Annotated in this window: 24 protein-coding genes and 2 pseudogenes; 2 read left to right on the top strand and 24 right to left on the bottom strand. The window is 39.8% G+C overall.

Annotation, left to right across the window (positions count from 1 at the left end; genetic code table 11):
* Nucleotides 1-4 precede the first annotated feature (4 nt).
* The 11 genes and pseudogenes from B5771_RS04315 to B5771_RS24690 all read right to left on the bottom strand — a co-directional run bounded on the left by B5771_RS04315 (nucleotide 5) and on the right by B5771_RS24690 (nucleotide 8,027).
* A pseudogene (locus tag B5771_RS04315) lies at nucleotides 5-297 on the bottom strand (metal-sensitive transcriptional regulator).
* A gap of 270 nt (nucleotides 298-567) precedes the next feature.
* Complete coding sequence (locus B5771_RS04310; RefSeq protein WP_088186439.1) at nucleotides 568-846, bottom strand: SHOCT domain-containing protein; 279 nt, start codon at nucleotides 844-846, stop codon at nucleotides 568-570.
* A 316-nt stretch (nucleotides 847-1,162) separates the two neighbouring features.
* Nucleotides 1,163-1,438, bottom strand: coding sequence for a hypothetical protein (locus B5771_RS04305; RefSeq protein ID WP_172408153.1), 276 nt, complete (start codon nucleotides 1,436-1,438; stop codon nucleotides 1,163-1,165).
* A gap of 808 nt (nucleotides 1,439-2,246) precedes the next feature.
* Nucleotides 2,247-3,314, bottom strand: a complete 1,068-nt coding sequence (locus B5771_RS04300) for a cytochrome c3 family protein (RefSeq protein ID WP_088186437.1) — start codon at nucleotides 3,312-3,314, stop codon at nucleotides 2,247-2,249.
* Nucleotides 3,315-3,625: 311 nt separating this feature from the next.
* A complete protein-coding gene (dsrJ, locus tag B5771_RS04295) occupies nucleotides 3,626-4,006 on the bottom strand; it encodes a sulfate reduction electron transfer complex DsrMKJOP subunit DsrJ (protein ID WP_088186436.1) in 381 nt (126 codons plus the stop codon).
* Between the two features lie 60 nt (nucleotides 4,007-4,066).
* Nucleotides 4,067-4,873 carry a menaquinol oxidoreductase gene (locus B5771_RS04290; protein ID WP_088186435.1) on the bottom strand — a complete coding sequence of 269 codons (807 nt, stop codon included), beginning with the start codon at nucleotides 4,871-4,873 and terminating at the stop codon, nucleotides 4,067-4,069.
* Nucleotides 4,874-5,256: 383 nt separating this feature from the next.
* Nucleotides 5,257-6,243 (bottom strand): PepSY domain-containing protein, encoded by a 987-nt coding sequence (locus tag B5771_RS04285; protein ID WP_088186434.1) that lies wholly within the window; start codon nucleotides 6,241-6,243, stop codon nucleotides 5,257-5,259.
* A 244-nt stretch (nucleotides 6,244-6,487) separates the two neighbouring features.
* Nucleotides 6,488-6,676 (bottom strand): hypothetical protein, encoded by a 189-nt coding sequence (locus tag B5771_RS04280; RefSeq protein WP_140417687.1) that lies wholly within the window; start codon nucleotides 6,674-6,676, stop codon nucleotides 6,488-6,490.
* Nucleotides 6,677-6,772: 96 nt separating this feature from the next.
* Complete coding sequence (locus B5771_RS04275; RefSeq protein ID WP_088186432.1) at nucleotides 6,773-7,048, bottom strand: SHOCT domain-containing protein; 276 nt, start codon at nucleotides 7,046-7,048, stop codon at nucleotides 6,773-6,775.
* Between the two features lie 74 nt (nucleotides 7,049-7,122).
* The gene (locus B5771_RS04270) at nucleotides 7,123-7,311 is read right to left on the bottom strand and encodes an SHOCT domain-containing protein (protein WP_088186431.1); all 189 of its coding nucleotides are present in this window, start codon (nucleotides 7,309-7,311) and stop codon (nucleotides 7,123-7,125) included.
* A 503-nt stretch (nucleotides 7,312-7,814) separates the two neighbouring features.
* Nucleotides 7,815-8,027 (bottom strand): HAD family hydrolase, encoded by a 213-nt coding sequence (locus B5771_RS24690; protein ID WP_088186430.1) that lies wholly within the window; start codon nucleotides 8,025-8,027, stop codon nucleotides 7,815-7,817.
* Between the two features lie 924 nt (nucleotides 8,028-8,951).
* Between B5771_RS24690 and dsrJ (B5771_RS04255) the strand changes: the two genes are divergently transcribed.
* Nucleotides 8,952-9,341, top strand: a complete 390-nt coding sequence (dsrJ, locus tag B5771_RS04255; protein ID WP_088186428.1) for a sulfate reduction electron transfer complex DsrMKJOP subunit DsrJ — start codon at nucleotides 8,952-8,954, stop codon at nucleotides 9,339-9,341.
* Nucleotides 9,342-10,039: 698 nt separating this feature from the next.
* On the opposite strand, the pseudogene B5771_RS04250 reads toward dsrJ (B5771_RS04255), so the two are convergent.
* The 6 genes and pseudogenes from B5771_RS04250 to B5771_RS04215 all read right to left on the bottom strand — a co-directional run.
* A pseudogene (locus tag B5771_RS04250) lies at nucleotides 10,040-10,318 on the bottom strand (sigma-70 family RNA polymerase sigma factor); the annotation flags it as partial.
* Nucleotides 10,319-10,746: 428 nt separating this feature from the next.
* Complete coding sequence (locus B5771_RS04245) at nucleotides 10,747-11,742, bottom strand: G1 family glutamic endopeptidase (protein ID WP_242966727.1); 996 nt, start codon at nucleotides 11,740-11,742, stop codon at nucleotides 10,747-10,749.
* Between the two features lie 1,511 nt (nucleotides 11,743-13,253).
* The gene (locus tag B5771_RS04230) at nucleotides 13,254-14,069 is read right to left on the bottom strand and encodes a glycosyltransferase family 8 protein (protein ID WP_088186425.1); all 816 of its coding nucleotides are present in this window, start codon (nucleotides 14,067-14,069) and stop codon (nucleotides 13,254-13,256) included.
* 99 nt (nucleotides 14,070-14,168) lie between these two features.
* On the bottom strand, nucleotides 14,169-15,443 hold the full coding sequence (locus B5771_RS04225; RefSeq protein ID WP_088186424.1) for a DedA family protein: 1,275 nt from the start codon (nucleotides 15,441-15,443) through the stop codon (nucleotides 14,169-14,171).
* Between the two features lie 28 nt (nucleotides 15,444-15,471).
* Entirely contained in the window at nucleotides 15,472-16,191 is a 720-nt protein-coding gene (locus tag B5771_RS04220) for a hypothetical protein (RefSeq protein ID WP_088186423.1), read from the bottom strand.
* A gap of 72 nt (nucleotides 16,192-16,263) precedes the next feature.
* Nucleotides 16,264-16,749, bottom strand: coding sequence for a zf-HC2 domain-containing protein (locus B5771_RS04215; RefSeq protein WP_088186422.1), 486 nt, complete (start codon nucleotides 16,747-16,749; stop codon nucleotides 16,264-16,266).
* A 267-nt stretch (nucleotides 16,750-17,016) separates the two neighbouring features.
* Between B5771_RS04215 and B5771_RS04205 the strand changes: the two genes are divergently transcribed.
* Nucleotides 17,017-17,463 carry a divergent PAP2 family protein gene (locus B5771_RS04205; RefSeq protein ID WP_172408151.1) on the top strand — a complete coding sequence of 149 codons (447 nt, stop codon included), beginning with the start codon at nucleotides 17,017-17,019 and terminating at the stop codon, nucleotides 17,461-17,463.
* Nucleotides 17,464-17,991: 528 nt separating this feature from the next.
* On the opposite strand, the gene B5771_RS04195 is transcribed toward B5771_RS04205, so the two are convergent.
* From B5771_RS04195 to B5771_RS04165, 7 genes are all read right to left on the bottom strand, one after another.
* Nucleotides 17,992-19,539 (bottom strand): cell division protein FtsZ, encoded by a 1,548-nt coding sequence (locus tag B5771_RS04195; protein WP_088186419.1) that lies wholly within the window; start codon nucleotides 19,537-19,539, stop codon nucleotides 17,992-17,994.
* A 15-nt stretch (nucleotides 19,540-19,554) separates the two neighbouring features.
* Complete coding sequence (locus B5771_RS04190) at nucleotides 19,555-19,836, bottom strand: hypothetical protein (RefSeq protein WP_088186418.1); 282 nt, start codon at nucleotides 19,834-19,836, stop codon at nucleotides 19,555-19,557.
* Between the two features lie 628 nt (nucleotides 19,837-20,464).
* Nucleotides 20,465-22,921, bottom strand: a complete 2,457-nt coding sequence (locus B5771_RS04185; RefSeq protein WP_088186417.1) for a DNA translocase FtsK — start codon at nucleotides 22,919-22,921, stop codon at nucleotides 20,465-20,467.
* A gap of 3 nt (nucleotides 22,922-22,924) precedes the next feature.
* Nucleotides 22,925-23,191, bottom strand: coding sequence for a hypothetical protein (locus B5771_RS04180; RefSeq protein WP_088186416.1), 267 nt, complete (start codon nucleotides 23,189-23,191; stop codon nucleotides 22,925-22,927).
* 17 nt (nucleotides 23,192-23,208) lie between these two features.
* Nucleotides 23,209-23,964, bottom strand: coding sequence for a hypothetical protein (locus B5771_RS04175; RefSeq protein WP_088186415.1), 756 nt, complete (start codon nucleotides 23,962-23,964; stop codon nucleotides 23,209-23,211).
* Entirely contained in the window at nucleotides 23,961-24,626 is a 666-nt protein-coding gene (locus B5771_RS04170; protein WP_088186414.1) for a hypothetical protein, read from the bottom strand. Before B5771_RS04170 ends, B5771_RS04175 begins: the two co-directional genes overlap by 4 nt.
* 124 nt (nucleotides 24,627-24,750) lie before the next feature.
* Nucleotides 24,751-25,269 carry a hypothetical protein gene (locus B5771_RS04165; RefSeq protein ID WP_088186413.1) on the bottom strand — a complete coding sequence of 173 codons (519 nt, stop codon included), beginning with the start codon at nucleotides 25,267-25,269 and terminating at the stop codon, nucleotides 24,751-24,753.
* Nucleotides 25,270-25,319 lie beyond the last annotated feature (50 nt).

Raw genomic sequence — 25,319 nt, 5'->3', positions numbered from 1 at the left:
GCTACTATTTCATCATTCTAAAAATAGTTTTTAGAATTTCATCGATTACTTCATCGTCATTAACTTCAAGTCGTTCACGCACGCAGGATTTCATGTGTTTTTCAAACAGAAGCTTGGCAACGCCGTTCAGTGCAGATTATACAGAGGCAATTTGATTGAGAATATCGTCGCAATAGACATGTCGTTCATCATACCCTTAATTCCCCGAACCTGACCTTCGATTCTATTCATACGATTGGATAACTCTTTAATCGTTTTTTCATTATGATGGCTTGTTCTATTATGTCCACAGCCCATATCATCGGAGCAACACCCACAAGATTTTACGTCTTCATTCATTTAAAAGCCCTCCCCCCTATTCTATTTGTTAATTCGATTTATAAAAAAATATTTGTAACTAGCTTGTCCTACTTAGAAAAATCAATGTGGTTATCTTTCGAACAACTGATAAGATATTAAGAGAATTTAACTGAAGCTTAGTGAAAACAGCTTTTGGCTGACACTAAGCTTCAGTAAATAGTTATAAGTTTGTATTTTTCAAGTGTAACCGAAATCTATATCACGCAGTTATTTTTGCAAATTAATTCTTCCTTCTAAATCTTGCATTTTGCTTTGAAATTCAGTAGCATCAATTTCGCCACTAGCATATCGTTCGCGGAGAATATCTGGAGCAGTATTTTTTAAAAAAATACTATTAACTGTTGCTCGAGAAGCTCTGTTTCGAAATATATAGAAAACCATTCCAATTATTATAAGGAGTGGTATAAACATCATTCCCATCCAGCTAAAACCACCATATCCATAACCACCCCAGCTGCCCATCATATTACCCCAACCACCCATCATATAAATCCTCCATTCAATCATCTAATTACAAATTAGAATTCAAAACTGAAAAAACCTCTTGTGAAACCAGTTCAAATTAGGAACCTTCTTCCTGATTCATTCCTACTAACAATTACCCTGCTGTTACATAGGCCTTAACTTTGCATAATCCGGCTAGTCCATCCTTGTAGCCAACAAATCTTAGTAATAGTATAGAGTAGTATAAGGGGGCTATCCTATATTGTTTTGCTTAAAAAATAACCCCGTTAGAGTTAATCAAAAAAACATCCGGCAAATCTTTATTGCTACTTTAGCATCATGAAAAAACTTTTTCTGGTCAGTCTACTGCACCCGATTCCGGTACTGAAAGTATCTCGGATTCAGTTTCTGGAGTTTCTTGATGCTTATGGGACATGAATTTCATCATTATCAAATGCCCTAACGGACAGACCATCATAAAAATTAAAAATAATACATTATTCAAACCAGAGCTTTGCAAGTTTAACAAAGGCAGAGCCGCTATAAGCATTATTGGTACCATACAACAAAGCAACATTAAGATACCGTGAAATTGATGCCCTTTGTTATTTTTCATCGGAATTTTTCCTTTCATTCTTAATCGCCCGTTAGAATAATTATCATCTGACCTTGTCTTCTTGTCCAATAGTTAGCCAATCAATTCAAACCACTCCTATTCATCTTCCAATAATAGAACTGTTAGTATCATTGACACCGTTCATCATGTTTCAGTTATATTTGACTCATAAATCAATTCATTTTGTTAAGGATATCTTTTCCGATTTGAGCCTAACATTCGGGTCTGAATTCATGAGATCTTGCATAGCTTTAACATCCCCTGTTTGCATAGATTTTTTGCATCTCGTCTGTCTTATGAAGATTGTACAAAATTCTTCTCTTGATTTAACTGCTTTTCTAATCTATGTTCTTAGTGTAACCCTTGGATACGACTATCTCATGAAAAAGTTGTGAATTTCTCATGAAGATTGACCCCTGATTTAACATGAGGTTTCTTTCCACATTGGAAATTGTCATAATCGAGTAACAGAAATGTACTGTAATCCTACATTTAATCAATTACTCAGTTTTTTCCATTATGGAGAACTAACCTTTATTCATTTCTACCATTTCTATCATTTTTAATTCCTCTTTAAGCTAAAGGAGGCGGTAATCATTATGATCACCGCCTCTCTTTGTTTAAGGATCCTAGAAGGATCATTAATATTATGAGCAAAATATAAATTAAATATACTTAAAGAACAAAGACTATTAAAATAAATTATTCCTTAAAGATCAAATTTAATTGCATTTAAAAGTAAACAATGACTATTGAATTTCTCAAAGAGAAGGGTAATTAACTCAAAGCTTACCCATTAAAGAGGGCAAGCCTTGAGTTTCCATGTTTATTTCGCTAAGTTTGGTAATGCTTTCTTAATCATGTCTAGTACTGTCGGATCTACGATTTCCACATTCTTTGTAGTAGGATTAACCTTCGTAGCAGACTCGGGAACAGCAGTAAAGCTATGGTCGGCAGTTATGTGACCTCTTGGATCTGACTTATTATCCCACATAATGGTTTTGACGTCATAATTTTTACCCGCGTGACAGGTTACGCAAATGTCATTTGGATTATCCGTCTTTATCAATCTTCCATTTGCATTTACAGCGTGTGGGTTATGACAGGTCAAGCAACCGTTAATCATTCCAGTCGTATTGTGCTTACTGAAAGTATAGTCGCGTGTACCATAATGGTTCGTAGCAATGATCGCCCCTGTTTTCGAATCTTTCGTCGGATCACTTTGATGACATTTCAGACAAGTTTGAGAAGTCGGCAAAGGCATAGTTGCATTTCTCTGTTCGTCGGTCGTTGCAGCAACATGTGCACTTCCAGGACCATGACAACCTTCGCAGGTAAAAGCTTTGTCAGGTGTTCCGGCTGCACCTAGAGAAGGACTATGACATTTTGTGCAACTAGTATAATCTTCCGCAGACCAGTTCTGAGTTCCCTTGACCACAGCAGCACTTGAAATTTTGTATGTTCCGTCAGGGTTTTTAGTTAATTTTCCTACCCGATAATACAGTCCGGCAAAACCGGCTGTTTTTGGAATTTGAGCCACAACATAAGTATCCACTTGAACCCCAAGAGCTTTACTCAAATCCACTGTTGTCGATTTTGCATCATTGGCTGCACCATCATATACAGTAACCGTGCCATAAGTCTTATCAAGTTTATAATCGGACAAAGGTTTAAAGGATTGATGATGAGGTGTTTTGTCAACGTTAGGCTTTTTATGACAACCTTGACATGTTTGTTCACCAACATATGTGGCCGTCACATTTGCAACTTGGGTTGCCGGGGTTTGTTGGGTTTGAGGGGCTGGAGCGGCCGGTTGTTGCGTATTACAGGCTGCAACGAGTGCTGTAACTAAGATAGCTGATAAACTTAAAATTATCATTCTAATCCGATTCACTAATTGATCCCTCCTTTGACTGTAATTAGTTTATCTAGAACAGTTTTTTTTATACTAAAGTATTAATACTTAAACCACATATTAGTAAATTGTTAAACTGCAACATCTATAATAAACAAACTCAAACATATTAACCGAAATTTTCGTTGGAAAAATATTAGTAAATCAAAAAGTTAAACCTTCTTACGTTCATTATCGTTATTCTCTCCTGGTTTTAATCTTAATAACATTTTTCGAGGAGAAATTACGCCAATACATCTCCAATAATGCGAGAGTATTAGGGCGTCTCAATACTAAAACGCATCAGCGAATCATTTCTGATGGCATTCCCAGCAGTAGAGCCTCACTCCAGCATATGTATGACATCTCTGACAAAACTGCTCCTCATTGGAATGACACTTCAGACAGGTTTTTTCAAGACTAATCGTATATTTCTGGCCACGACTGTTAACATATATGGTGTTACCCTCTCGCACATACTCATCTCGCCATTTATACAATAATTGCATATGATAATCTTTCATATATTCTGTTGGCTCAACGCATTGCTTGACCGCCATTGCGTTAATGACTGGTGTATCTAGCGATGGAGCAGGTGGAACATTTGCCTTTCCCAAACTAGCAAGAAATGGTGAAATAAGCAAGATTATAAATATCAATATTCCCAGGTAGACTTTTTTACCATAAATCATACTCAATACTCCCTTTCAAGAACTCGACATGTCATCTTACACCCTGTCTTTCCGGAGGTTTTAGCCGATATTCGCTTCGTTTTCGGATGCATTCCATTGATGCATCGGTTTTCTCGAAGATACTGCTAGATAAACCAAGAGGCTGCTGACAAGGAATATATGAATAAATAAAATACTGCCTACGTTCATTGGAATAAAGGGGCTGAAAGTAACCAAGCCCATGCTCAATTCTTTTACACTCACTATATCCACTCGCCAATAATAGACCATAATGATTCCTGAAAAAACACTTCCGAGGAGTAGGAATAAAGGGACATAACTGAAAGACACGGAGGTATTCTTCGAAAAGGAAGTATAAATACTGCGCAATATAATAACCGCTAAAGCCACCATAAACACGATATCAGTGATATAAATTACATTGTGAGGGAAACCAATTGTAAGAAAACTATCCAAACTCTCCAGGCCTTGAATAAACGAGGGTACTGGATTTAGAAACAATCGTAAATGCCGTATTAGAATAATAAGAAGAGCCCCAAAAAAGATGTAGGCACCTACCCAAAACCATTTTGAAGAACCCGACTCTTCATTTGATTCTTGCCTTTCTATCTTTATGTTTCCGAAGAATGAGCGGAAGAACAGTATTTCTAATATTCTTCTTGCCGACATTTTTTCAGTCCCCAGCGAATTTCCGGGATTATTTTGTTCGAATTTTAATAGACGATTTATGAAACCAATTGCGAATATGATTAAAGCTAAGTAGGGTATAACGATTCCAAATACAGCATAAAGCTTAAGAGCTCCAACCCCAAGCCAAGCAATAAAAGTTAAAGCCAAAACAACCAATAATGAAGACAAAAATTTCATTTTAATTAACGCCTCACTTCTTTTAACAAATTTAACTAGCCAAAAATATGCACTTCCTTATCTTTTTCTTGTAAAAGAAATAATCTTATCTTTTATCTAAGAAACATATTTTGACTATTGATGAGTTGAAAGATTACTAATATTAGATTTTGCCCCCAATCAGTTGTCCTATTCGTCTTAGTTTCTAAGCAATAAACCTTGATTTTGTAAAATAAATCCTTTCATCCTATCCATGCCTGATTCTCTCACTTGAGACATATGGGCCTGACTCCTCGTAATCATCATTTTACAAATAAGAAAAACGGCAATATGATTTTACTCATATCGCCGCTTAACCTGAACTATGTTGCTTGTTTTCCTCAACTAATCACTTGATATCCATATTACTTTACTTCAATAGTATTTAAGATGGGGCCGTGCCAATTTTCATACCAAACCTGACCCGTATATCCATTTACGTCAAGCTCTGCATAATCCTTACCATCTTTTTGAACCATAAATTCATAATAACCAGGTGCCACTTCAGGTTCTCCGATCGAATATTCTTGACCCATTTTGGTTACAAAGTCTTGAGCATTTTTTATAGCCTGTTCTTCACTTACCGTTATGGATCCAGTGTTACCCCAATTCATAGGTCCATATTGGGTATTCCACATAATATTGGGACCCATTTCAGCAATAATTTGTTCACCATTTTTGTAAATCATGATCTCATAGGCTTTAGCCCCAGTTTTAGCATCCTTAAACTCAGCTTCGTATCCATTGGAGAATTCATGGAGTTCGTCTACGACAACATTCTGGTCAATTTTTTGTGTGTACGCTTTAGCAATAGCCACGGCTTGATCCGAGGTGCTGACCTCACCGTTAGTAAGGTTAATACCTAAACTTTGAGCATTATACCCCCCACCCATCATTCCATAACCATTAGATCCAAAGCCTCCCATCATACCGTAACCTCCACCGGTTCCATTGGCTCCGTAACCTCCCATCATACCGTAACCCCCGCCGGTTCCATTGGCTCTGTAACCTCCCATCATACCGTAACCCCAACCATTTCCATTAGCTCCGTAACTACCCATCATACCGTAGCCCCCAATAGATCCATTGGAACCCGAAGTTATTCCACTATTCGTAGTATCAGTAAGTAAAAACTGCGTTGATTCATTCGTCGAAGGAGAACTATTATTTACCGCATTTATCTCGTTATTTGCAACAATTCCTTGAGATTGAGTTGTCGATACATTATGTGTAGTAAGTGTTTGTGAAGCTGATTGGGTAACAACTGAACCGGAGTTAAGAGCGAACGCCGTACCAGAAAGTGCCATCACGCCTGCAATTGATAGTCCCATAATCCATTTTGATTTTTTCATCCTTATTCCTCCTTAGATTTCTATGCTGAAAAGTTAAGTTTCTAACTTTTAGAATCTTGTCTTCTATGTCTCAAAGTATAGCGAATCAATTCGATTTTGCTGTGAATGAGTTGTGAATTTCTCATGAATGCCATCGCACCAATGATCTTTTTCTTCACGTATGAATGACATTGATGCGTATCATTAATCGCTCCTAAAGCTAACCCCAAATAAATCTCCCAAGTAGCTTAAGTCTGAGAAGTTATCAAGGGACGTATAAACATTTTAAGCGTACAGCCATCACGATATGATTACCCTCAACTAGAACAAGTTCTTGATCAATTTGGTTCTGCTTTAAATATTTTTGGGCGTCAGAAAAGATCTTTTGAGCATCGATTATACTTTTATATTTTCCTACAATGCCGTTTGATTTCTTTCCCTTTAGGATAAGCATTGTTATTCGTCCTTTCTTAAACAAACATAACAATATTAAAGGTAAATTAGGACAGTTTCTCCCATGGAGCTACTGTCCTAATTTGGACACTTAGAATTACTTTCCATCTAAGTCATGTTTCTTGCTTTGAAATTCTACGGAATCAATTTCACCACGTGCATAGCGTTCACGAAGAATATCCAGTGCAGTATTTCGATTATCAAAATTATTTGAAGTTCTACGACGGAACAAATAAAGAATAATCCAAATCCCTATAATTAGCGGAATTATCATCATCGCCATCATCGTTATCATACCTATCCAACTATACCCACCATAACCATAACCGCCATTACCCCAGCCTCCCATCATATTCCCCCAACCACCCATCATATAAATTCCTCCTTTTTTAACTTTAATTATTTTAGCGACATTTAAAATGCTTAAAACCTTACTCCTTAGAATCCCTAGGAAATATCTTTTTTTCGTTCGAGATATTCTTCCCTGCTAATTTCACCACGTGCATATCGATCATTTAATATATCCAGTGAATTACGAGCTTGAGTTTGACGATTCGGAAAAAATGACCTTTCAGTATTATTTGAACTAAACATATAAAAAGTTGCGATGATTAACAGAATAAAACCCAACATCATCTATAATCCCCCCTAAAATATTAGTTATCCCAGTAGTTCCCTTTGTTGTTCGAGTTCCGTTTGATAATCGAAGGTTTTTCTATGTATTTAGTGTAACCATGAGATACGATGATCTCATGAAAAAGTTGTGAATTTCTAATGAATAAAAAGACATAACAAAACCATCGTTTCGTTACGTCTCCGGTTAAAACATTATGAACATCTCTGCTTACTTAAGCTTCCACTTAATATAGTATGGTGTTTTCTCTCTGCCTTATCCGATCGATTCAGTAGACAATTTCTCACCCTGTTGCATCGAGTACGGCCAGTAAAGCAACACCCACATCGGTAGATACAGCCTCTCACATATTTGCTGCTCCGAAAACACCAAGGATTATAAATCCAAGGTTGATCCTCCATGATGACGACATCAGGAGCCTAAACCGCCCATCGCCACTCCAATATCAGCCTGTGCCAAGACCTGTGCATCGTTTATGCCGTCACTTACAAGGACCACTTTACCTTCACCTTGTTTTTCGCTCCTCAATTAGCTTCTCAACCCAAGTTACTTTATCTTCCAGCAGCAATTCAGCGTGAAACTCCGCAATGCCTAACTCTTCACAGGCGTATTTTGCTGCTGATTTGTGGTCACCGGTTAACATGACTGTTCTGACCCCAGACTTATTTATCGCTTGATCCGCTGCAAAAGCACCGGCTTTTGGTTTATCCGAAATCATTAAATATCCTGCTTAGCTGTCGTTAACAGCAAGGTAAACTATCGTGCCGTTTCTATCTCCAGGCTCATCTATTATTTCTACGCCTTGTTCGAGTAATGCAGCCTTACCAACTAATACTTTCTGACCGTACAGGTTTCACTTGAATTCCTTTGCCGCGAATTTCTTAATAATCCAGTCCAAAAATGGATGACACCGCATCCCTTTAATTAATTTGAGGATCATCCCAGACGATGGTCCGCCTTCTTTCCATATCCGTAAAGACCCCTTTCATGTATCAAAGTTAACTTTTACCGTCTAACATTTTCACTTTATTGGAATAAGTATCCTTAGCGTCCTATAATTCCATATTACGTCAAACAGAGTAATTTGGCAAAAATAGGATATCATTTTCATAACTTATTCATAACTTATTCATAACTTATTCACAGCTAATTCATAGGCCTAAGCAATAATAAAAACATCGAGATTAGAGTTTATGCAATCCCTGCTTTCGCGGGTATTATGTCGAACGCTATGAAAACCCCAGAAATCAAGGCCATCATGGGCGAACGGCACGTTAACCAAATGACAACTTACATAAAGAATGGAATGATGGACGGTACATTTGGGAATATGATGGGAGGTATAGGAAACACATCAACTACCGATTCGGCTATCGTAATGGGCGATCTTGAAACCAACAATAAAAAACATTAAAAAAAATGGGTTGTTCTAAGAACTGGCTATGGTATGGCTTAACCTGCTAACCAATATTTACGCTGTCGGGCCGCGTAGCTTTCCCAGCTCTCACGGATTACTGGTGCCCAGGTGTATCAGTTTCTGGAACTCATAAACTGGTGGGTATCGTACTGATCATGGAGGGCGAGAAAGAAAAAACAGTGATCTTCGTTTAAATGATCTCATTGTAAAGGAGGGAAATGAATAATGTATAAAGGCGGAAGAATAATTGCTTCCCTCGTTGTATTTGTTGCTTTTCTAGGCTTCCCATTCTTTTATAATATGGGAAAAGCCAATGCTGAACCTAAGAATTTAGCTGAGAACATTAAATTGATAGAAAGCACACAGCATGATATAGAGCCAGCTTCATGGATGATCGCTAATCATATGAAACTGCTCGATCAATGGCGACAGGCTTATGTTCGAGATGGTCAGACAATCTATGTCAATAATCGAGGTGAGAAATTCCCGATTAATATTAATACCTGGAGTAACACTGTCGGAGCTAACTCTAACCAGTTCTGTATTACCTGCCATAATTATGTAGGTGTTCAGCTGAACTGTTTCAGTTGCCATACACAAGGTGGAACTCTATAATGGGGCCCCACCAACATTTTAACGAAAACATACGCTAAGACAGGGAATTCCATAGGAATAGTTTGAAAACCAACAAACCAACAAACTGGAATAGGTTACTGCCTGTAATTTGCAGTAACAGATTAATTCTTTCTGGTTTCAATTTTATCATGTGAAGTGGTAAGTTAAACGGCTTACCTCTTTTTATTGCCGGATGGAAACTGCCGGAATTGGTTATCCACAGAAGTCGTAATCAGCTTAACACCCGCCACCCCACTAGACTCCCTAAAATTCAAATTCTAACAAATCATGTTGTTCTCAAACCATTAAACCAGGTAATTGAAAGTGAACATCCACAATGTTCCCCTCGCCAAGCCTTTTTCATCACTAAATTTTATACAAAAACCACTTAAAACTACCCAATTCATACTTCGGCTGAAATTGCTTCATCAACCCATGAACCTCACTCTGACATTCATAGACCTTCATACGATTTCCAGCAGGCTTTTCTTCAACGATTCTAATCTGGCGGTTTTGGTTCAACTGGCATCTAGGTGTCTCCGAATATTATCCGGAGGCTTTTTTTGATTGTTTATTACAATTTCCCGTCACACTATGGCAACTATAGCTTACCAATACTACTATATTATGTAAAATATAACAGACGACCTGCTCTATCGAGTGTTCAATGATTTTATTTCCGGTAAATCCTATCGTTATTATTTAGGATCGATCTTTTTCATTTCTTCCATCAACTTTTGAATCGCCTTTTTTTCAATCCTAGATACGTAAGACCGCGAAATCTCAAGAACTTTAGCTATTTCACGCTGAGTCTGCTTGGGGCTGTTCATAAGCCCATAGCGCTATTGAAGCACCATGTTCTCTCTTTTTGTGAGCTTCTTGACCAATTCCAATAACACTTTTTGCTCCGAATCATTTTCTACCTTGACGGAAATATCCTCTTCATTGGGACTCAGGACATCAATGAGAGAAATCTCATAGCTTTCGTCATTGTACCAACATTACCTGAATTTAAGTTATTGCTTTCCGCATTGTGCCTGTTCCTACAGTGGTCTGATTAGGTATTGTAGCTGGGAAAGCGGGGATTGCATAAACTCCAAATTTGATGGTTTCATTATTACTTAGGCCTATGTATTATCCATGAATAAGTTATGAATAAGTTATGACAGCGATATCCTTTTTTTGCAAGTTACTCTATTTTTTAAAATGTCAGTTATCAGACTCAAGTTATCCCCAGTGGAAAGGTCTTCCCTTATTTTGTTATGCCCAAAACAGTTTAATGCAAAAGCTCATTCTTAAATGAAGTGTATTTAGGCTGTTCTGGACAAAAAGAGGCCTGCCGCTCTACGTTAATACATTAACATTTTGCGACAGGCCCTTGCTATTGAGCTGTCCTCTTAGCTGGTTATAACTGTGCTGGCGTACCTGTCGAGAATGATTTTCCATCACTACCTAATGCAGAAGGTACTAAAAGTACTGATCCGTTAGTGGAGCCAAGTTCGAAGGGTTCGACATTGTTTCCTGTAGCGTTGATTGCACCGCCGTTAACCGTGGCAGATTGATAATTAATAGTCCCCATATTTGCTAAAGGGTATAATTGGTTATTATAGGTTGACGGATCCTCGCTGATCCATTCTGCTGAGGTGCCGATACCTGCTATATAGTCAGAGTCAAGAGTAACTGGTATGGTGCCTGTTTGTGCTTGACCACCAGAAGGCGTAATAGTGTAGGTTAAATTCCATACCGATGTTTGAGTTGGATCAGTTGATGGTGCAATATCGACAGTTACTGTTGCACCTGTTGGCACAGTTACTACATCGGTTGCAGGTGACGGCAATTTCTCCCAAAATAACTTATTAATTTGTTGACCGTTTTCTATTGTCTCAGTTGTGCCCATTTGAAGTAGATCGGATGATGAGGCTCCACCTAAACCTACCCACTGAGCTGATGCAGCATCTTGCTGGCTGCTTGTAATATCTGGGACCATCCAAGTCCCTGTTATGCTAGTGTAAGAACCTGATTGAGGTGTATCAACGTAGCCTGCCCAGTTTTGCGATTGCTGAACGTTAGCTGGTGCAGGCGTAAAGATTGACGTGCTTCCTGAGCCACCCATCATGTTTCCATATGTACCCCCCATCATGCCATTCTTCATGTAATTGGTCATTTGGTTAACGTGTTGTTCACCCATGATAGCCTTTATCTCTGGGGTATTCATAGCACTCGCCATTTGAGTAAAATCACCTGTGGTCATTGCCTTTTGCATTGTGCCTGAGGACATGATGGACTGCATAGCAACCATTCCTACGGTGGCCTGATTAGTTGTTGTATCTGCGAAAGCAGGGATTGCAAAAACCCCAAGTCCTAATACTACGGTTCCTAAGATAGCAGCTATTTTTTTCATGATTTATTTCCTCCTCAAATTTTGGTTTATTTATGTATTTGGTTTGCCTTTCGATGTTTTTATTATTGCATAGCTTTATGAATTCGCCGTGAAATAAAAATGAATAAGTTATGAAAATAGGCTCCTATTTTTTTACAGTTCAAATCCAGAGATTCAATAATAAAAGCACTAGCATATTTAAGTAAGTAAGTGCTCTTTTCGTAACCTTTTTTAAATAACTCTAATATAAGGTACCGAAAGTAATCTTCGCGAAAGACCCAGTATACTAAACCGCTGGCGCAGTGGTTCCGTAGCATATCGCCCCCCAAATTGCTTACTTAAATCTAAACTCACCCCTTGTCTCAGCTAAAAAAATCACTTCTGCTTGGGGCAATTGTCTCCTATTTCTATATGGTCCAGCGTTTTGAGCATGAGTTCATAGGAAAATTTATCAATTGGACCCATTTCCTCAATTAAACGCATCAGTTCTTTGGACCGGTACTTTTGAAGTACATCACCTTTCTGCAGGATTTCTTCCCAAGTGCGTGAGTACTCGTCATAGTGTTCGATCAACTTGTTCCATGCGGAAATAAATTAAATGTCCCAACGGATTTCTTATTGTCATTGTCGCCAAATACAGCAAAAAAAAATCATTTGCGTTCTTATCTATTTTTTGAAGACTTTTGATAATCCCTTCAGAGAAATTTGCGAATGGATTTTAATTAAACCCACTCATAACATTAGAAGAACCGCTAGTATTAACAAATATTTATTATGTAACCTTTTTCTCATGCAAATCCCCCCTCCTACTCATATGAAAAATGAACTATGTATGCCATTCTGATCTTGCCACTACTTATAAAGGAAACGATTAAGAGATTTTTCGTTAGAATAATGATTATCTCCATGAGCATTTTAAACCATACGTTCTTTAAAGTTCTTCGTATTGCCAAATCGTTGCGGTAGAAAAACATAGACATTATTTTTAATGTAGAGCATGTGTTTTAATATCCTATCTCACCAAAAGTACTAATGGAATATTCTGAACTTAATTTCTCACTATTTAACACCTCTTTCAGCCCATACGTCAAGTAAAACTCTTCTAATAGAATAGATTATAAAGAATGGTAGAACCATTGAAAGAAACTTTGAAATCAAGAAAGATAGTCGAATAACACTATAACTAAACCATAGGATTCCATTCGCTATAAAAACGCCCAGAAATAAGGTTACTAAATAAACGATGAAAGATTCCAGGTAATTTCTTGGTATGAATACATATTTCATTCCTGCAATAAACTGAAATATAAAGCCGACTGCTATCCCCAAGTTGCTTGCAAGAAGATAATGCAATTCTGTGACCCGATACAGATAATATGCAAGGGAAATATCAACAACTCCAGCTATACTCGAGATTAACGTGTATTTACTTATATTCCATTTTATCAATCGAGTAATCAATAGTTCATCTCCTAAGGAATTAGTTTTAACCATAAACAATGTTAGTTGAATGAAAACCCTATGTTAAACATTTAACCGAGGGTATGCTTTTCAAAACTCCTATAAAAGGTACCCAATTTGCCCTTGTAGTTACCCTTCCAAGGTTTATTCTTCCCGCAGTAGTGTATTATGACTGTGTTTCGGCGAATCCAGTCAAGGTCTATTTTACATTCCTTGTTTTTAGGTTTGAGATTGTGAATTAACCAATAACGTTCACTTAGATTGTAAATCTTAGGATCAACGATAATTATTCGACCAGCATACAGCCCGTTGATGACATCCTGGTCCGGGAAAATCAAACGATTCCTATATTCTTCAATATAATCAAAGACCTCTTGTATCTTTTGATACTTCCGCAGCATGGGTAAATTTAACATCATGACACCAGAATTAACATAGTTACTGTATTTCGGCATTTTAAGTCGTACCTTATTAATTATTTCGAGAGGTTGATAAACATCCGTAGCAGCTGCAAAAAGATTCTCTTGGAAATCAATGGAATACAATGCGCTTAAGGGATTAATTACGACTATATCAGGATCTAAATACAGAATTCGATCTAAACTTTTCGGTAAAAACTGAGCTGCGAAGATCCGAAAGTACATTTCTTTGGGATAACGTTTAGTAATGGGAGCACCATGAAACAAATTATCGTCAATACTCATTTCAACAATTGTGCAGTTTTCAGAATCTACTTGTCGGTTTATAAATTTAAAATCCCCTTCAGTCATAGAAGTATGAGCAATATACACTATAAAATGGATTTCTGGGTTCGATTGTGTTAAAGAAGTAAGCATAACAACTAATTGATTTAGATAGTTTGAATTCAAGGTTACGAGAACATTCATAGATTTGTCCTCCAAAATAGCCAAAAAATAGATCGAATCCCCTTCTTAAATTATTCTCCTCAAATATTGCCTTATTATTCTTTATACTAACAGCTGAGATTACTCATAAGAATATAGACGAAATTCATATACAAAAAGGCAAATTAAAGCCAATAGTCCGCTGACCGTTAAGCTCATAACCATGGTACTTGGGGGATGTATCCGCAGATAAACTGGGCTTAAAGCTAAGAAAAGCAAAAGGAAAAGATCGGCAACGACAATTAGCAATTGGGTAATCCAATTTCTGTGCCGCCCCAGAATATAACCTAGTACGGCATAAAAGGCCAAAGCCGCGAGGAGAAATCCCTGGCTGGGAGCCTGAAACGGTGTCAGATTTTCAAAAATGCTAAGGGTATATCCTCTAAAGATTAAACGAAACAGATAATCGATTAGAGTACCACCGACCCAAGCAAGAGTCAGAGGAATTACATGTGTCCAGCGTTTTGTCGATAACCGAAGTATTACCACAACAATTATAAAGATAACCAGAATAAACGATTGAGTGCCGATGGCATTGATTTTTTGCATAAACGAAACCAAAAACAGAGGTGTAGATCCTGCTAACCAATCAGCCACAAGACCGTCAAATTCCCCAACTTCCTGGGCCACAAAATCTTGAATTAAGCCCATTAATACCATAAACAGTACTAAAAAGAGCAACCCGGCGATCGTAACGAAAAGACGCCGCTTGCCGAGGGACATGTAACTTTCCGGCAACCGTTGCAATTGGTTATACAGCCAAGGCCCTAAGTGTTCATGGTTTTTATAGAAAAGATAGATAGCAAGAAACAGAACTGCTGCGGTAGCACCTAAAATCAAAGCATACCTGTGAACAATTGGGAGAATCGCTTCCCAACGGCTCCCTAATAACCGTCCGAGACTAACCCAAAGAGTGACCCAAATAATTGCACCCAAATAAGCAAAGAAAGCAAAGCTCCTATACCTTAAACGGCTCATTCCGGCAATGTAACCCGATAAGTGACGGACACCTGGGATGAAATAGCCAATTGTTAAGAGTTTCCCACCATGCCGGTGATACCAATTTATTACTTTCTCCAGGCGGGTACCTCCAGCATGTTTTTTTAGACGGGTCAATACCTTTTGTTCCAAAAATCTTCCTAATAAGTAGGCAACGGTAATCCCGCTGATGCTTCCACTTGCTCCTGCTAACACTGCTAAAATAGGGTTAAGTTTTCCTTCGAAGGTCATATAACCGATGAATACCATTAAAGCCTCATCGGGAATGGGCAGTCCTAAAATAGATATTCCCAATATGGCGTATAAGCCTAAATATCCATATTGGGTAACATAAGCAATAAGATGAGCTGAGGTCATAGAATCTCCTTTCGGAACCGATTTTATTTTAAAACTTACGCTCTTTGAAATAGATCCAGCCGGTGGTTAAAGTAACACCTAGACCGGCAAAAGCCACGCCAAGAAGAACAATAACTTCTATCAGAGGAAGATTAAGAGCCGCAACCAAACCAATAGCAAAGATAAACCATTTACTTAAGGCTGGATAATCTAATAAACGTGGTGAAAGTACTTGATGTCCGATATACTCCATTACCGGTAGGATTCCTAATAAAATGGCTATTATTCCCACAATAAATAGCAATATAGCCAGAGGGATGCCCACTACCGTAAACGAAAGAAGAATAATTAAACCTAACATCATCAATGCTCCCGCTAAACCAATTCCAAACAGTCGCAAAGAGGCTGTATGAAGAAAACTTACCCCTTGCTGCAAACGCTTGCGCAGAAGAAATCCCAAACTAGTAAACAAAACGATGCCTGAAACGCTGATAATTAATCTAGCCAGCCAAAGGCCCAAAATCATAGCCAACCCAATAAATAGTTGATTAACAAACTGAGAGGTCAAACTTAAGCGAAATATGCCAGTATTAGTGGTTACAGTAGCGGGGTTAAAAACCTGACCCCCTAAGTCAATCACCAGATCAGTCTGGGCAGTCGGCTCAAGATACACATCACCGTTGATTACTAGAACCACATCTCTCACAGCTCCACCAATATGGGCGTCCGTACTTAGTGCGAAAACAGAGTCCACAAGCCGATAATTCATCGGCTAGTGCCTTACCTGGAAAAAGAAGCAGTAAAGTTATAACTAAGAGTATACTCAGCTTCACTTGTGTCTTCATGGGATCACCTCATTTACTTCGAATTTTGTTAATAGCGTTTTAACGATATAAAGGCCCGTGATCATTAACACCAGCGATAGGACTCCGACGGTCACCGCGGCCCATGGAGAAACAAGTGTGACAATGGTCATGAGTGAACGCCAGAAGGCAGACCCTGTGGCATAAACCAAATGAAACACACTAGAGAACGTTCGCGAGAAAACATGCAAAATTGCCAAGAGAATGCTTGTCAACCAAATATCTTTGGCAGTGTTATACTGTTCCTTTTCAATCGCAGAGAGAATCCGCATGGATAAGTTGGTGGGAACGGGTATGCTGGCGATACTCTGGTTAATTTCTTTGCTAAGAGCCGCTAACTCGTCCCTTACTTGGCGGCAATCAGGACAACGATGTAAATGATCTTCAATTTTCCGGTATTTATTAGCATCTAATTCCCCGTCCAGAAGTTCGGGCAGGTGCTCTATACATTGCAGGCACTCCATAATGGTCCCTCCCCTTTTGTCTAATCTGAAAGTATTGTTCTTAAATGCATCCTAGCGGCATGGATCCGAGATTTGACAGTTCCAAGCGGAATCTCTAGAAGGGTGGCAATTTCCTGGTGGCTATAACCTTGCCAATCAAAAAGAATAATGATTTGGCGTTACACCCCATTATTAAATCCCCTTCTAAGAGGACAATTGGCTATCTAAGCCACAATATTTACGAAAAGAGCTTTTGTAATTATTAAGATCCATAGGAGGTATTGGTGCTTGCATAATCCACTTCTATTATCAGCTTTGCATTCTACAATTGCCGCTCAAATCCTAAAAATTCCGATAAACTACTTGATTAAGTGTTCCGGGAATTGGCAGGCTGCGCTAAAACCGGGAGGAATGCCTAGCTCCCATACTTCCCTAATGGTTGGATTAACCATAGCGACTCTGCTTAAATACGGTTTGAATAATCCCTATTTTGCTATTTCAACAGCGGTTAGTCTGATTGTAATTTATGATGCTGTAGGTGTACGTCGGCAAGCAGGACAACATGCGATAGTCCTTAATGAATTAACAGCAACAATTGATACTCTCAATAAAAAATTAAGCACAGAGATTGATATTAAGCCTACACGCCTGAAAGAGGTAATTGGGCATTCACCAATTGCGGTTTTGGGTGGGATTGTTGTCGGAATTGTAATAGGGTTATTCATTGTTCGCTAAAAATGCTGATCGAGGTTCCCTTAACCTGATCAGCATTTTTTTATACAGTATAGAAGGTAAAAGATTAAAATTTGTCACATTTTACTTTCCAATAATTATTGTTTTTACCGTAGTGATCTATTCAATTAAGTGGTTTCATTACTAATTTCTTGGTATAAAAAGGTTTCCTATTCCAATAACTCCATTAGTAAAAGAGCATTTCAATTTTGGAAAAACGTCTTCCAGTATTATATCTCTAAAAAAGCTTATAATCACGCTTTTAGTTTACTTCCAGAAAAAACAATACACAATGAATTAGAAAAGCGCGCCTACATGGGGAAACTAAAAAAGAATTTTCAAGAATATTGGGAGTACCTCCAAAAACTGTCGTTCTATGGGATTCTGGAAAAGTTAAACACCTTCGAACCTATAGATAGAGACACCTGAAAATATTAAGAACCGGGACCACATTACTCGATCCCGGCTCTTTCCCAACCTGTCATAATTGGTGGGCGATTTACATAATACTAGCTGTCCTTTCGCCAGATGCTATTTAACATTAAAAGGATTCTTAGATTTTCCAAACGAACTTTCTTTTGCAAAAGGATTTCCTGTTGCTCCCTGTTTTGAACCTTTTATAAATGGATTCGTTACAGTTACTTCAGATGGTGTAAATTGAGTACGCTTTGCGTCTGCTTCATTTATTTTTTCTACTTCTGTCTTTAATAATTGAGACAGTTCTTGTGCTCGACTTGGTAATCCCATTCCACTTACGATCGTATAAACTAATATTTCCTGCTGGCCCTCAACTTGTGCATGTCCAACATACGTTCCAAGGAGAGTAGGCATTTTCTTCTTTAGCTCGTCGATGATCGTTCGTTCCATTATCGGTCCGAATTCTAGATCCGGAGGAAGAATTAATTGAACTCCTGCGTATCGTGCTTCAGACAAGTTCTTGTATTCTGCTAGATAGCCCGAATTCAGGATTTTGGAAATTCTTAAAGCTATCGTTTCTAATAAAGCCGGATCGGGAAGGGATATTCGTGCTTTTCCAAACGTTACACATCCTCCACTCGTTAGAATTTTGGTTAACTCGGCCCCATCAAATGTCGTTGGTGAAGGCAATCCCGTCGTGGCGTTCATTTCATTGATTATTCGTATGATCTCCATATTACTGGCCGTCTTCCAATCCATATCTATACCTGATTCCTTGGCCCGATTAACGTATCGATTGTACAAAAGATTATTATCAACCACTATGACCGATGAGATCAGACCATTGTACATGAGTTCCTGCAAAGTCCCGAGAAAAAGATTGGCATTTTGTTTTTCTTCGACACTATCCAGGTTTCTTGGTAACGTGATCATGGCCGTCACTGAATAAGCTTTTACAGCGAGTGCCTCACAAACAGCTTGAATACATCCGGTTCCGGTTCCTCCTCCAATACCGGCAGCGATAATAACTTGATCAACTTCGCCAAAAACCCGAGCGACTCTGTTCGAAACAAGGTCTTCTAAAACTCCAGGTTGATTAATCGCAGCATATCCAAGTTCCGGTTGACGCATAGCACCAAGTCTAAAACCTGGTAAAGCTACACGCTGACTTTCAGGAATGTTCTTTAGAGCGTGCAGATCAGCCAGACACGTATTTACAGCGATCGCTTGGTAAGTGGATTGATTTTTACCAGGCAAACGACAAGCAGCAAGGGAGTCTGCTATTTTTCCACCGGCTTGTCCTAATCCTAGAATGCCAAAATTTATGCTAACAGCCGAATTTAAAATAAACGATTCTTGTTCAAGATTATTCACTGAGATTAAAGGTTCGACTATGGTTTCCTCGCAAGTTGTCGAATCTTCCTCATTTTCATTAGGATTATCGATACTATCGGAAGTGACTTCTTCAGGAATTAATAATGCTTCTTCGATACGCTTGGATTCTTCATTAAAAACAGTTTCTTGATTACTTTGAACGTTTTCCATAATAATTACCTCCGCATCTTCAATGGATTCATTTTTTGTTGGTTCAATCTTAAAAGGCATGGGTGGATTCTCTGGTATACTTGAACGAATAAATGGCGGACGAGTGTAAATGGCCATAATCTTTCCTCCCTTTTAAATTTCATCTCGTTCAACGAGATCTAGCATCGCTAAGCCATGTTCAGAGAGCTGAAACATATTGAGTCCATTTGTGGTATTATCACACTCGATTAGAGCTGCTGATTCCAATCGTTCAAAGGCAACACCTCCGACAAATTGTGATAAACCGGTTTTGGCAATAACCGTTGTTTTTAAAAAAGGAGTTGGGTAGTGCTCTTTAAAAAACATAAGAATTTCACCTGAAACAGGAGTTACTTTATTTTTAAGAACAATTAATACGCTTTTTTCAAATGCCATCTTATACACCTCCGTGCTCATTTCATCTTTCTATAAACTAGAAGAAAATTACCCACAAACTGAGTGAGCGTACTGAGTGAGTGTACTAAGTGAGGGCACTAAGTAAGCGTACTGAATAGTTCTCCTACTATTCCATTCACTCAATAGCTTAATCGACAAACATCTTAAGGTATCGAAAAGTGCGAGCATCAGAACAAAGAAGTGCCAATAAAAGTAAGCTGAGCAGAATGAATATAGTTTAAATTACTGTCATAACAAAAGTTGCGAAGGGTCCAAATAATATTAAAAGCCGTTTTGTAGGTTATGACAGCTTTATGGGTAATTCTCCGAAATAAGGCAATTCCATAACAGCACACTTTAGAATAGTTAGCTTCAACGAATTGCATAAATATTCACGTCCGGAAAAATTTATACATCGAATAAAAGGTTTACCAATTTTAATTTTTTTAATTGTCCCCCAGCAGCTTCTCCTTGCTTAAAATATAATTTCCTAGGGGTCTTATTTTCGGGGACAATTAAAAAAAATTCCTCAATCCCTTGGCACAGGCTAAACACGCGGGGACAATTAGAAATCTAATTGTCCCCGTAAAACTTAACCCTATATGAGCCGGATTTATGGTTATCTCATTTAACTTAAACTTGTATATTTATTCATTGAGAAGATGCCTTCAGGGAATACTTTATCGACTTGCTCCAAGGACACATAGATTTGACGCGGTGCATTGGGTCCCTTATAAGGAGATATAAGTTTCCCAGCCTCCATGAACTGCATAAGACTTTGAGCAAGATCCGTCTTAATATTTAAACGGGCCTTTAAGTATTCCCGGCGTGGTGCCCGATCCTTAACAATAATTCGCACGGAACAGCCATAAAGCACGGCCCATGCATCCTTAGTCATGGAAAGCGATTTCGGCTTCGACGGAATACCCAAGTTTACCATATGACCTCGGCTTCCCTCAACAATACAGACCTCTGGGATATTGGGTATTTCTTTTTCTTGACCCTTGGGTAAAATTTCTTTGTCTCGTGCCTGGTTAACTGAAGGCAAGTCCATGACTTTATCCGTACAGGCTGGGTTGCTGCTCTCTCGCTCCTGCTTATCCAGATTAATAGGTTTAAGTTGATCATTAGGGTCTTCATTAACTCTTTCAGGAGTAAATGTTTCATTCTTCGGTTTCTCTGAAGCATAATTCATATGCCAAAAATCCACCAGGCGTTCTATTTCCTCATCAGTAACAAGAGGACCTTGGGCGCGAACTGGCTCCGGATCAGTAGGGCCAAGCAGAAGAAGATCTCCCATGCCTGTCAGTGATTCAGCGCCCGGCCGGTCGAGAATGACTTGAGAATCGACCGTCGACGCCACTTTATAAGCTAACCGCCCAGGCATGTTTGCCTTAATTAAACCGGTGACAATATCCGCTGTCGGACGTTGGGTCGCCAGAATCAAATGTAAACCGGCTGCCCGAGCCTTTTGCCCGAGCCTGGCAATGGCGGTCTCCAAGTCTTTGCCGGTACTCTTCGCTCCCATAATCAGATCAGCGTATTCATCAATGATTCCTACCACATAAGGAAGCTGCCCCTGCGAAGAGACCTTGTCGTTATATTCACGAATATTCCGGGCTTTTTTTGATCGCAGGAGGGAATATCGTCTCTCCATTTCGTTGACCATACCATCCAATAATTGCATTGCGTCTTTCGGTTCTGTGGCTATGGGGGCCAATAAATGAGGAAGATCCTCATAAACGGTTAACTCGACGGCTTTCGGATCGACCATAATCAGCTTTAACTCACTAGGCAAGTGTCGAAGTACCAGGGAGAGTATCATGGCATTCAAGCCAACGCTTTTTCCTTGATTCGTTGCCCCGGCTACCAATAAATGGGGCAGTTTAGCCAGATCAGCTATCAGAGGTTTTCCGTTAATCGTGACGCCAATACATAAGGGGAGAGCACTCTTACTTTTTCTGAATTCAGGACTGGCTACCATTTCCAGAAGTGTTACAATCCCACGCTGCTCATTGGGCACCTCGACGCCAAAGCATCCGGGCATTCCGGGAACTGCCGAGATTCGAACACTTCCTTGGATTCCAAGTTCGGCAGCAATATTTTCACCTTCTCTGGTGAGCGATGAAATCTTTAAGCCGGCGCTTTGAAAGATCACTTGGGTAATCGCCGGGCCGATAACCGTTTTAACATGGCGAAACCTTGAGACTCCACTGGAATCGACACCGATACTTAAGCGACTGAAAGCTTGCAGGACCATTTCTGCAGTATCTCTCGATTCTTGTTTTTTGGCCTTGGGTTGGTCAAAAATGGTTAACGGGGGAAGGTTTTCAGAGAGGGGGGATAAATCCATCTCTTCCGGAGCGAGGGACTGAACCACCTGGCCCTTTCCCGCCTTGGGGATCGGCGGTAGGAGCGAGGATGGGGGGACAGTGGTTGCCCCAACCTTAACGACAATCGCTTCCTGGCCATCCCTTTCCACAAAAGATACGTTTCTGGAGGCGACCCCAAAGGCTACAGCGATGGTCCCATCATCGATCCGCTGGCGCATAGAAGAACGCAGAGAGGGATCCACCCCGTAATAATACTGAGGGATAAAGTGCACTTCCTGGTGTTCGGCAGAATAGCCCACCTGAAAGTCCAGGGTTTTCACTTTAGGGGCAGGGGTCGTGGCGCTGTCTTTGGATACATGAAATGGTTTTTGCCCTGGCAATTTACTGCGTTCAACAAAGATATGAGCACCGGAACGTTCTAGCGTGTGCGTCAAAATCGGGCGCTTCTGCCGGCCCCAAGTCAGCCATTCCTTTTCCATCGTTCTGTCGGAGTCATTCCTTGTAACAGGAACTATACTTATCGCTTGAGTCCAGGATCTTTTAAGGGGAGAAATCTGTCCCCAGTTCTTGGTGAAAAGGCCAAAGATCACAGCAACGAGGGTATCAAGGATCCGTCCCAAGAGAACAAATACATAAACCGGAAAATCCGAGACATGGATAACCCCGTTTCTCGCCTGATTTCTTAAAAAATCCAGGACAACCAGAACCAAAATACTTAATCCTACAACTTGACTAAAACTATACGTTTGCAACGATCACACCTCCATGCCAGCGAGCACTTTATAGACATTGACCACTAAATTTTGCCCGAACACTATGAGGGGATGAAGGATGGGCGCAGCAGGGAAGTTGAGTTTACTCCAATAGGCGATAAGAAGGTGCGATTGAGGCACTAATCGCCACACCAAAGCCCCCAGATTAAGCCAGATTAACAAGATTACTAAGAAATTCCACAGCCTTCGAATCTCATGTTTTTGAGAAAGCAGAACGAGACCTATTCCGAGTACCACCAGGATCGGCAATGATTTCAACCTCCCCTTTATTCGTCTTGAATCGTGATCGTTCCTAAGGACCACTTGCTCAGTGAGCCCTTAATGGGTACTGTCACCCTCATGTTTTGGGGTGTATTCGTCTTAACCACCGTAAAATGAAGCTGCAGGGTATTTTGGGCTGCCGTGACCTTGACAAAGGAAAAGAAGGCATACTTTTGTTTTAGCATCTCATTCCAGCCGGCATTACAGGCCTGTGCGATGGGTTCTGTTTGAGAGACGGCGGGCGGAGCCATCATACCGGGAGGAGCTGCCCAGCGTAAAGCAACATCCGGAAAGGAACTTTTAGGATCTTTCGTCAGTAACGCGATCATCCAGGCTCCCGGCTTGGAGAGATCCTGCTTGAGTTCGGGAGACCAAAGGTTGTTTTGTTCCGTGGCCTTCCAAATACTGGGGTCGCGGTAATAAGTGGGATCCCAGAAGGAGGTCAGGGCATAATGGGCATCCCCAATCGTCAATAAACTGCATGCTTCAGGGGTCGCTTGGGGATCGCCGAGCTTTCGAACCTGTTGAACGAGATCGCTTATCGTCTCTTGATCCGTCGTTTGCAGCTGGGAAAACGTCTCCGGCGTAAACTCTGACGAAGTTTGTTTTGAAGTTTGAGTCATGGGCTGTGGCTTTGAAGTTTCTTGCTTGGTTACTGGGACTGGTTTTGCCTCCTTTTTGGTCCTGATATCATGCCAACCCCACGCGATGAGAAGGATCATGAGAACTGAGGCACCGAATATCAACCACTTTTTACTCATTGAGCCTTACCTCCTGTTGTTCCCGTTAAAGGAACCAAATAACTATTTGGTCTTGAGGACAGAGTTTGAAACCAGAACTTGACCCCTTTCCACCACCGGAGATCTTCAGCATAGGATCCTGAGGGATTCTTAGGATCGTTAATCCACTGGATGGGATCCTCGCCGGAAGGGATAGGGTAGCTCAATTTGGTGGCCACGGTCCTGGCTGCCACCTCACAAGCCTTATTAAAACCGGGGGAATAAGCCATCCAACTCCCGTAAACATTGAACGGGTTTCTTTCGACCTGGGCGGCATCGCTGTTACGTGCCGGATCAAAGGATTGTTCTTGACCCGTGATAGCGACCAGGAGCAAGGGATTAACGTTGAACGTACGGCCATTGGTAATAAATGAGTCCACATCCCGTGTCAAATAGCTTCCCTGGCTGCTTAGAAAATTTCGCAGGTCGTCAGGATTAACTTCGTGAAATTGCAGGTCTGCCGGAGGGATTGCGCCGCCGCTGGGAATGCCACTTCCACCGTCACTGGATCCACTGTCTTGATTGTTATAAAAGCGATCCGGCCCGTTTCCCGCAAGGGCAAAAACAGGGATGAAGGCAATAGACAGGAGCAAGAGTGCAGTGATAACACCAGGAATAATAAACCACTTTAACTTTGAAACCATACGCTTTCCCCCTTACAGGTTGTAAGGAAATTACCCACAAAAAAAGATCAGACAACTCCTGCCCGATCCTTGGACCCATAAACTTACCTTCTTGAAAAAAGATTAAACTCATCCATATTCTTCACTAGTACGGATTGCTTGCAACAAATATTTTTTTAAATTTGTCGGGTATACTGTAATTCTTTGGCATATACAACTTCACAGAATAGCATTCTACAGCATTTCTTTTTCCTGCCTGATTAGAGGGGCAGAAAAGTCTATCCATGAAATCTAGTTTAATTTCGTTTGAAGAGTCTAGTACCAATTTTGGTTCTTTCACAGTTTCGTCCTCAAATATTTTCGACACCTTTATCGAATATCCCTCTCCTATATGGGAAGTTGCAACATCTGTAGCGTTTCTCCCTACATTGATTCTGGTTAACTCACGAACCGGTTGTTTTTCTTCATCAACAGGATAAACCGATATGATAGCAGAGGGATGACTAAATATTACGTCCTCATCCGCAAGTGCATCAAAACTATGAATATACACACCGTTTTGTAACAGTGGTTTTAGTTGATCATCTACAAACCCTGAGGAAGTTGAACATCCCGTTAAACTAACGGTTATTAGAATTAGTACTATGGTCAATACTTTTCTCATTCAAAAGTCTCCTCTATTTGTAATTTATTTTCTATAAAAAAGCAAGGAAA

Origin of the sequence: Desulfosporosinus sp. FKA (assembly GCF_002196785.1) — a bacterium.
Lineage (GTDB): Bacteria > Bacillota > Desulfitobacteriia > Desulfitobacteriales > Desulfitobacteriaceae > Desulfosporosinus > Desulfosporosinus acididurans.
The sequence above is the reverse complement of the archived record's forward strand: the minus strand, read 5'-3'. Positions and strand labels throughout refer to the sequence as shown.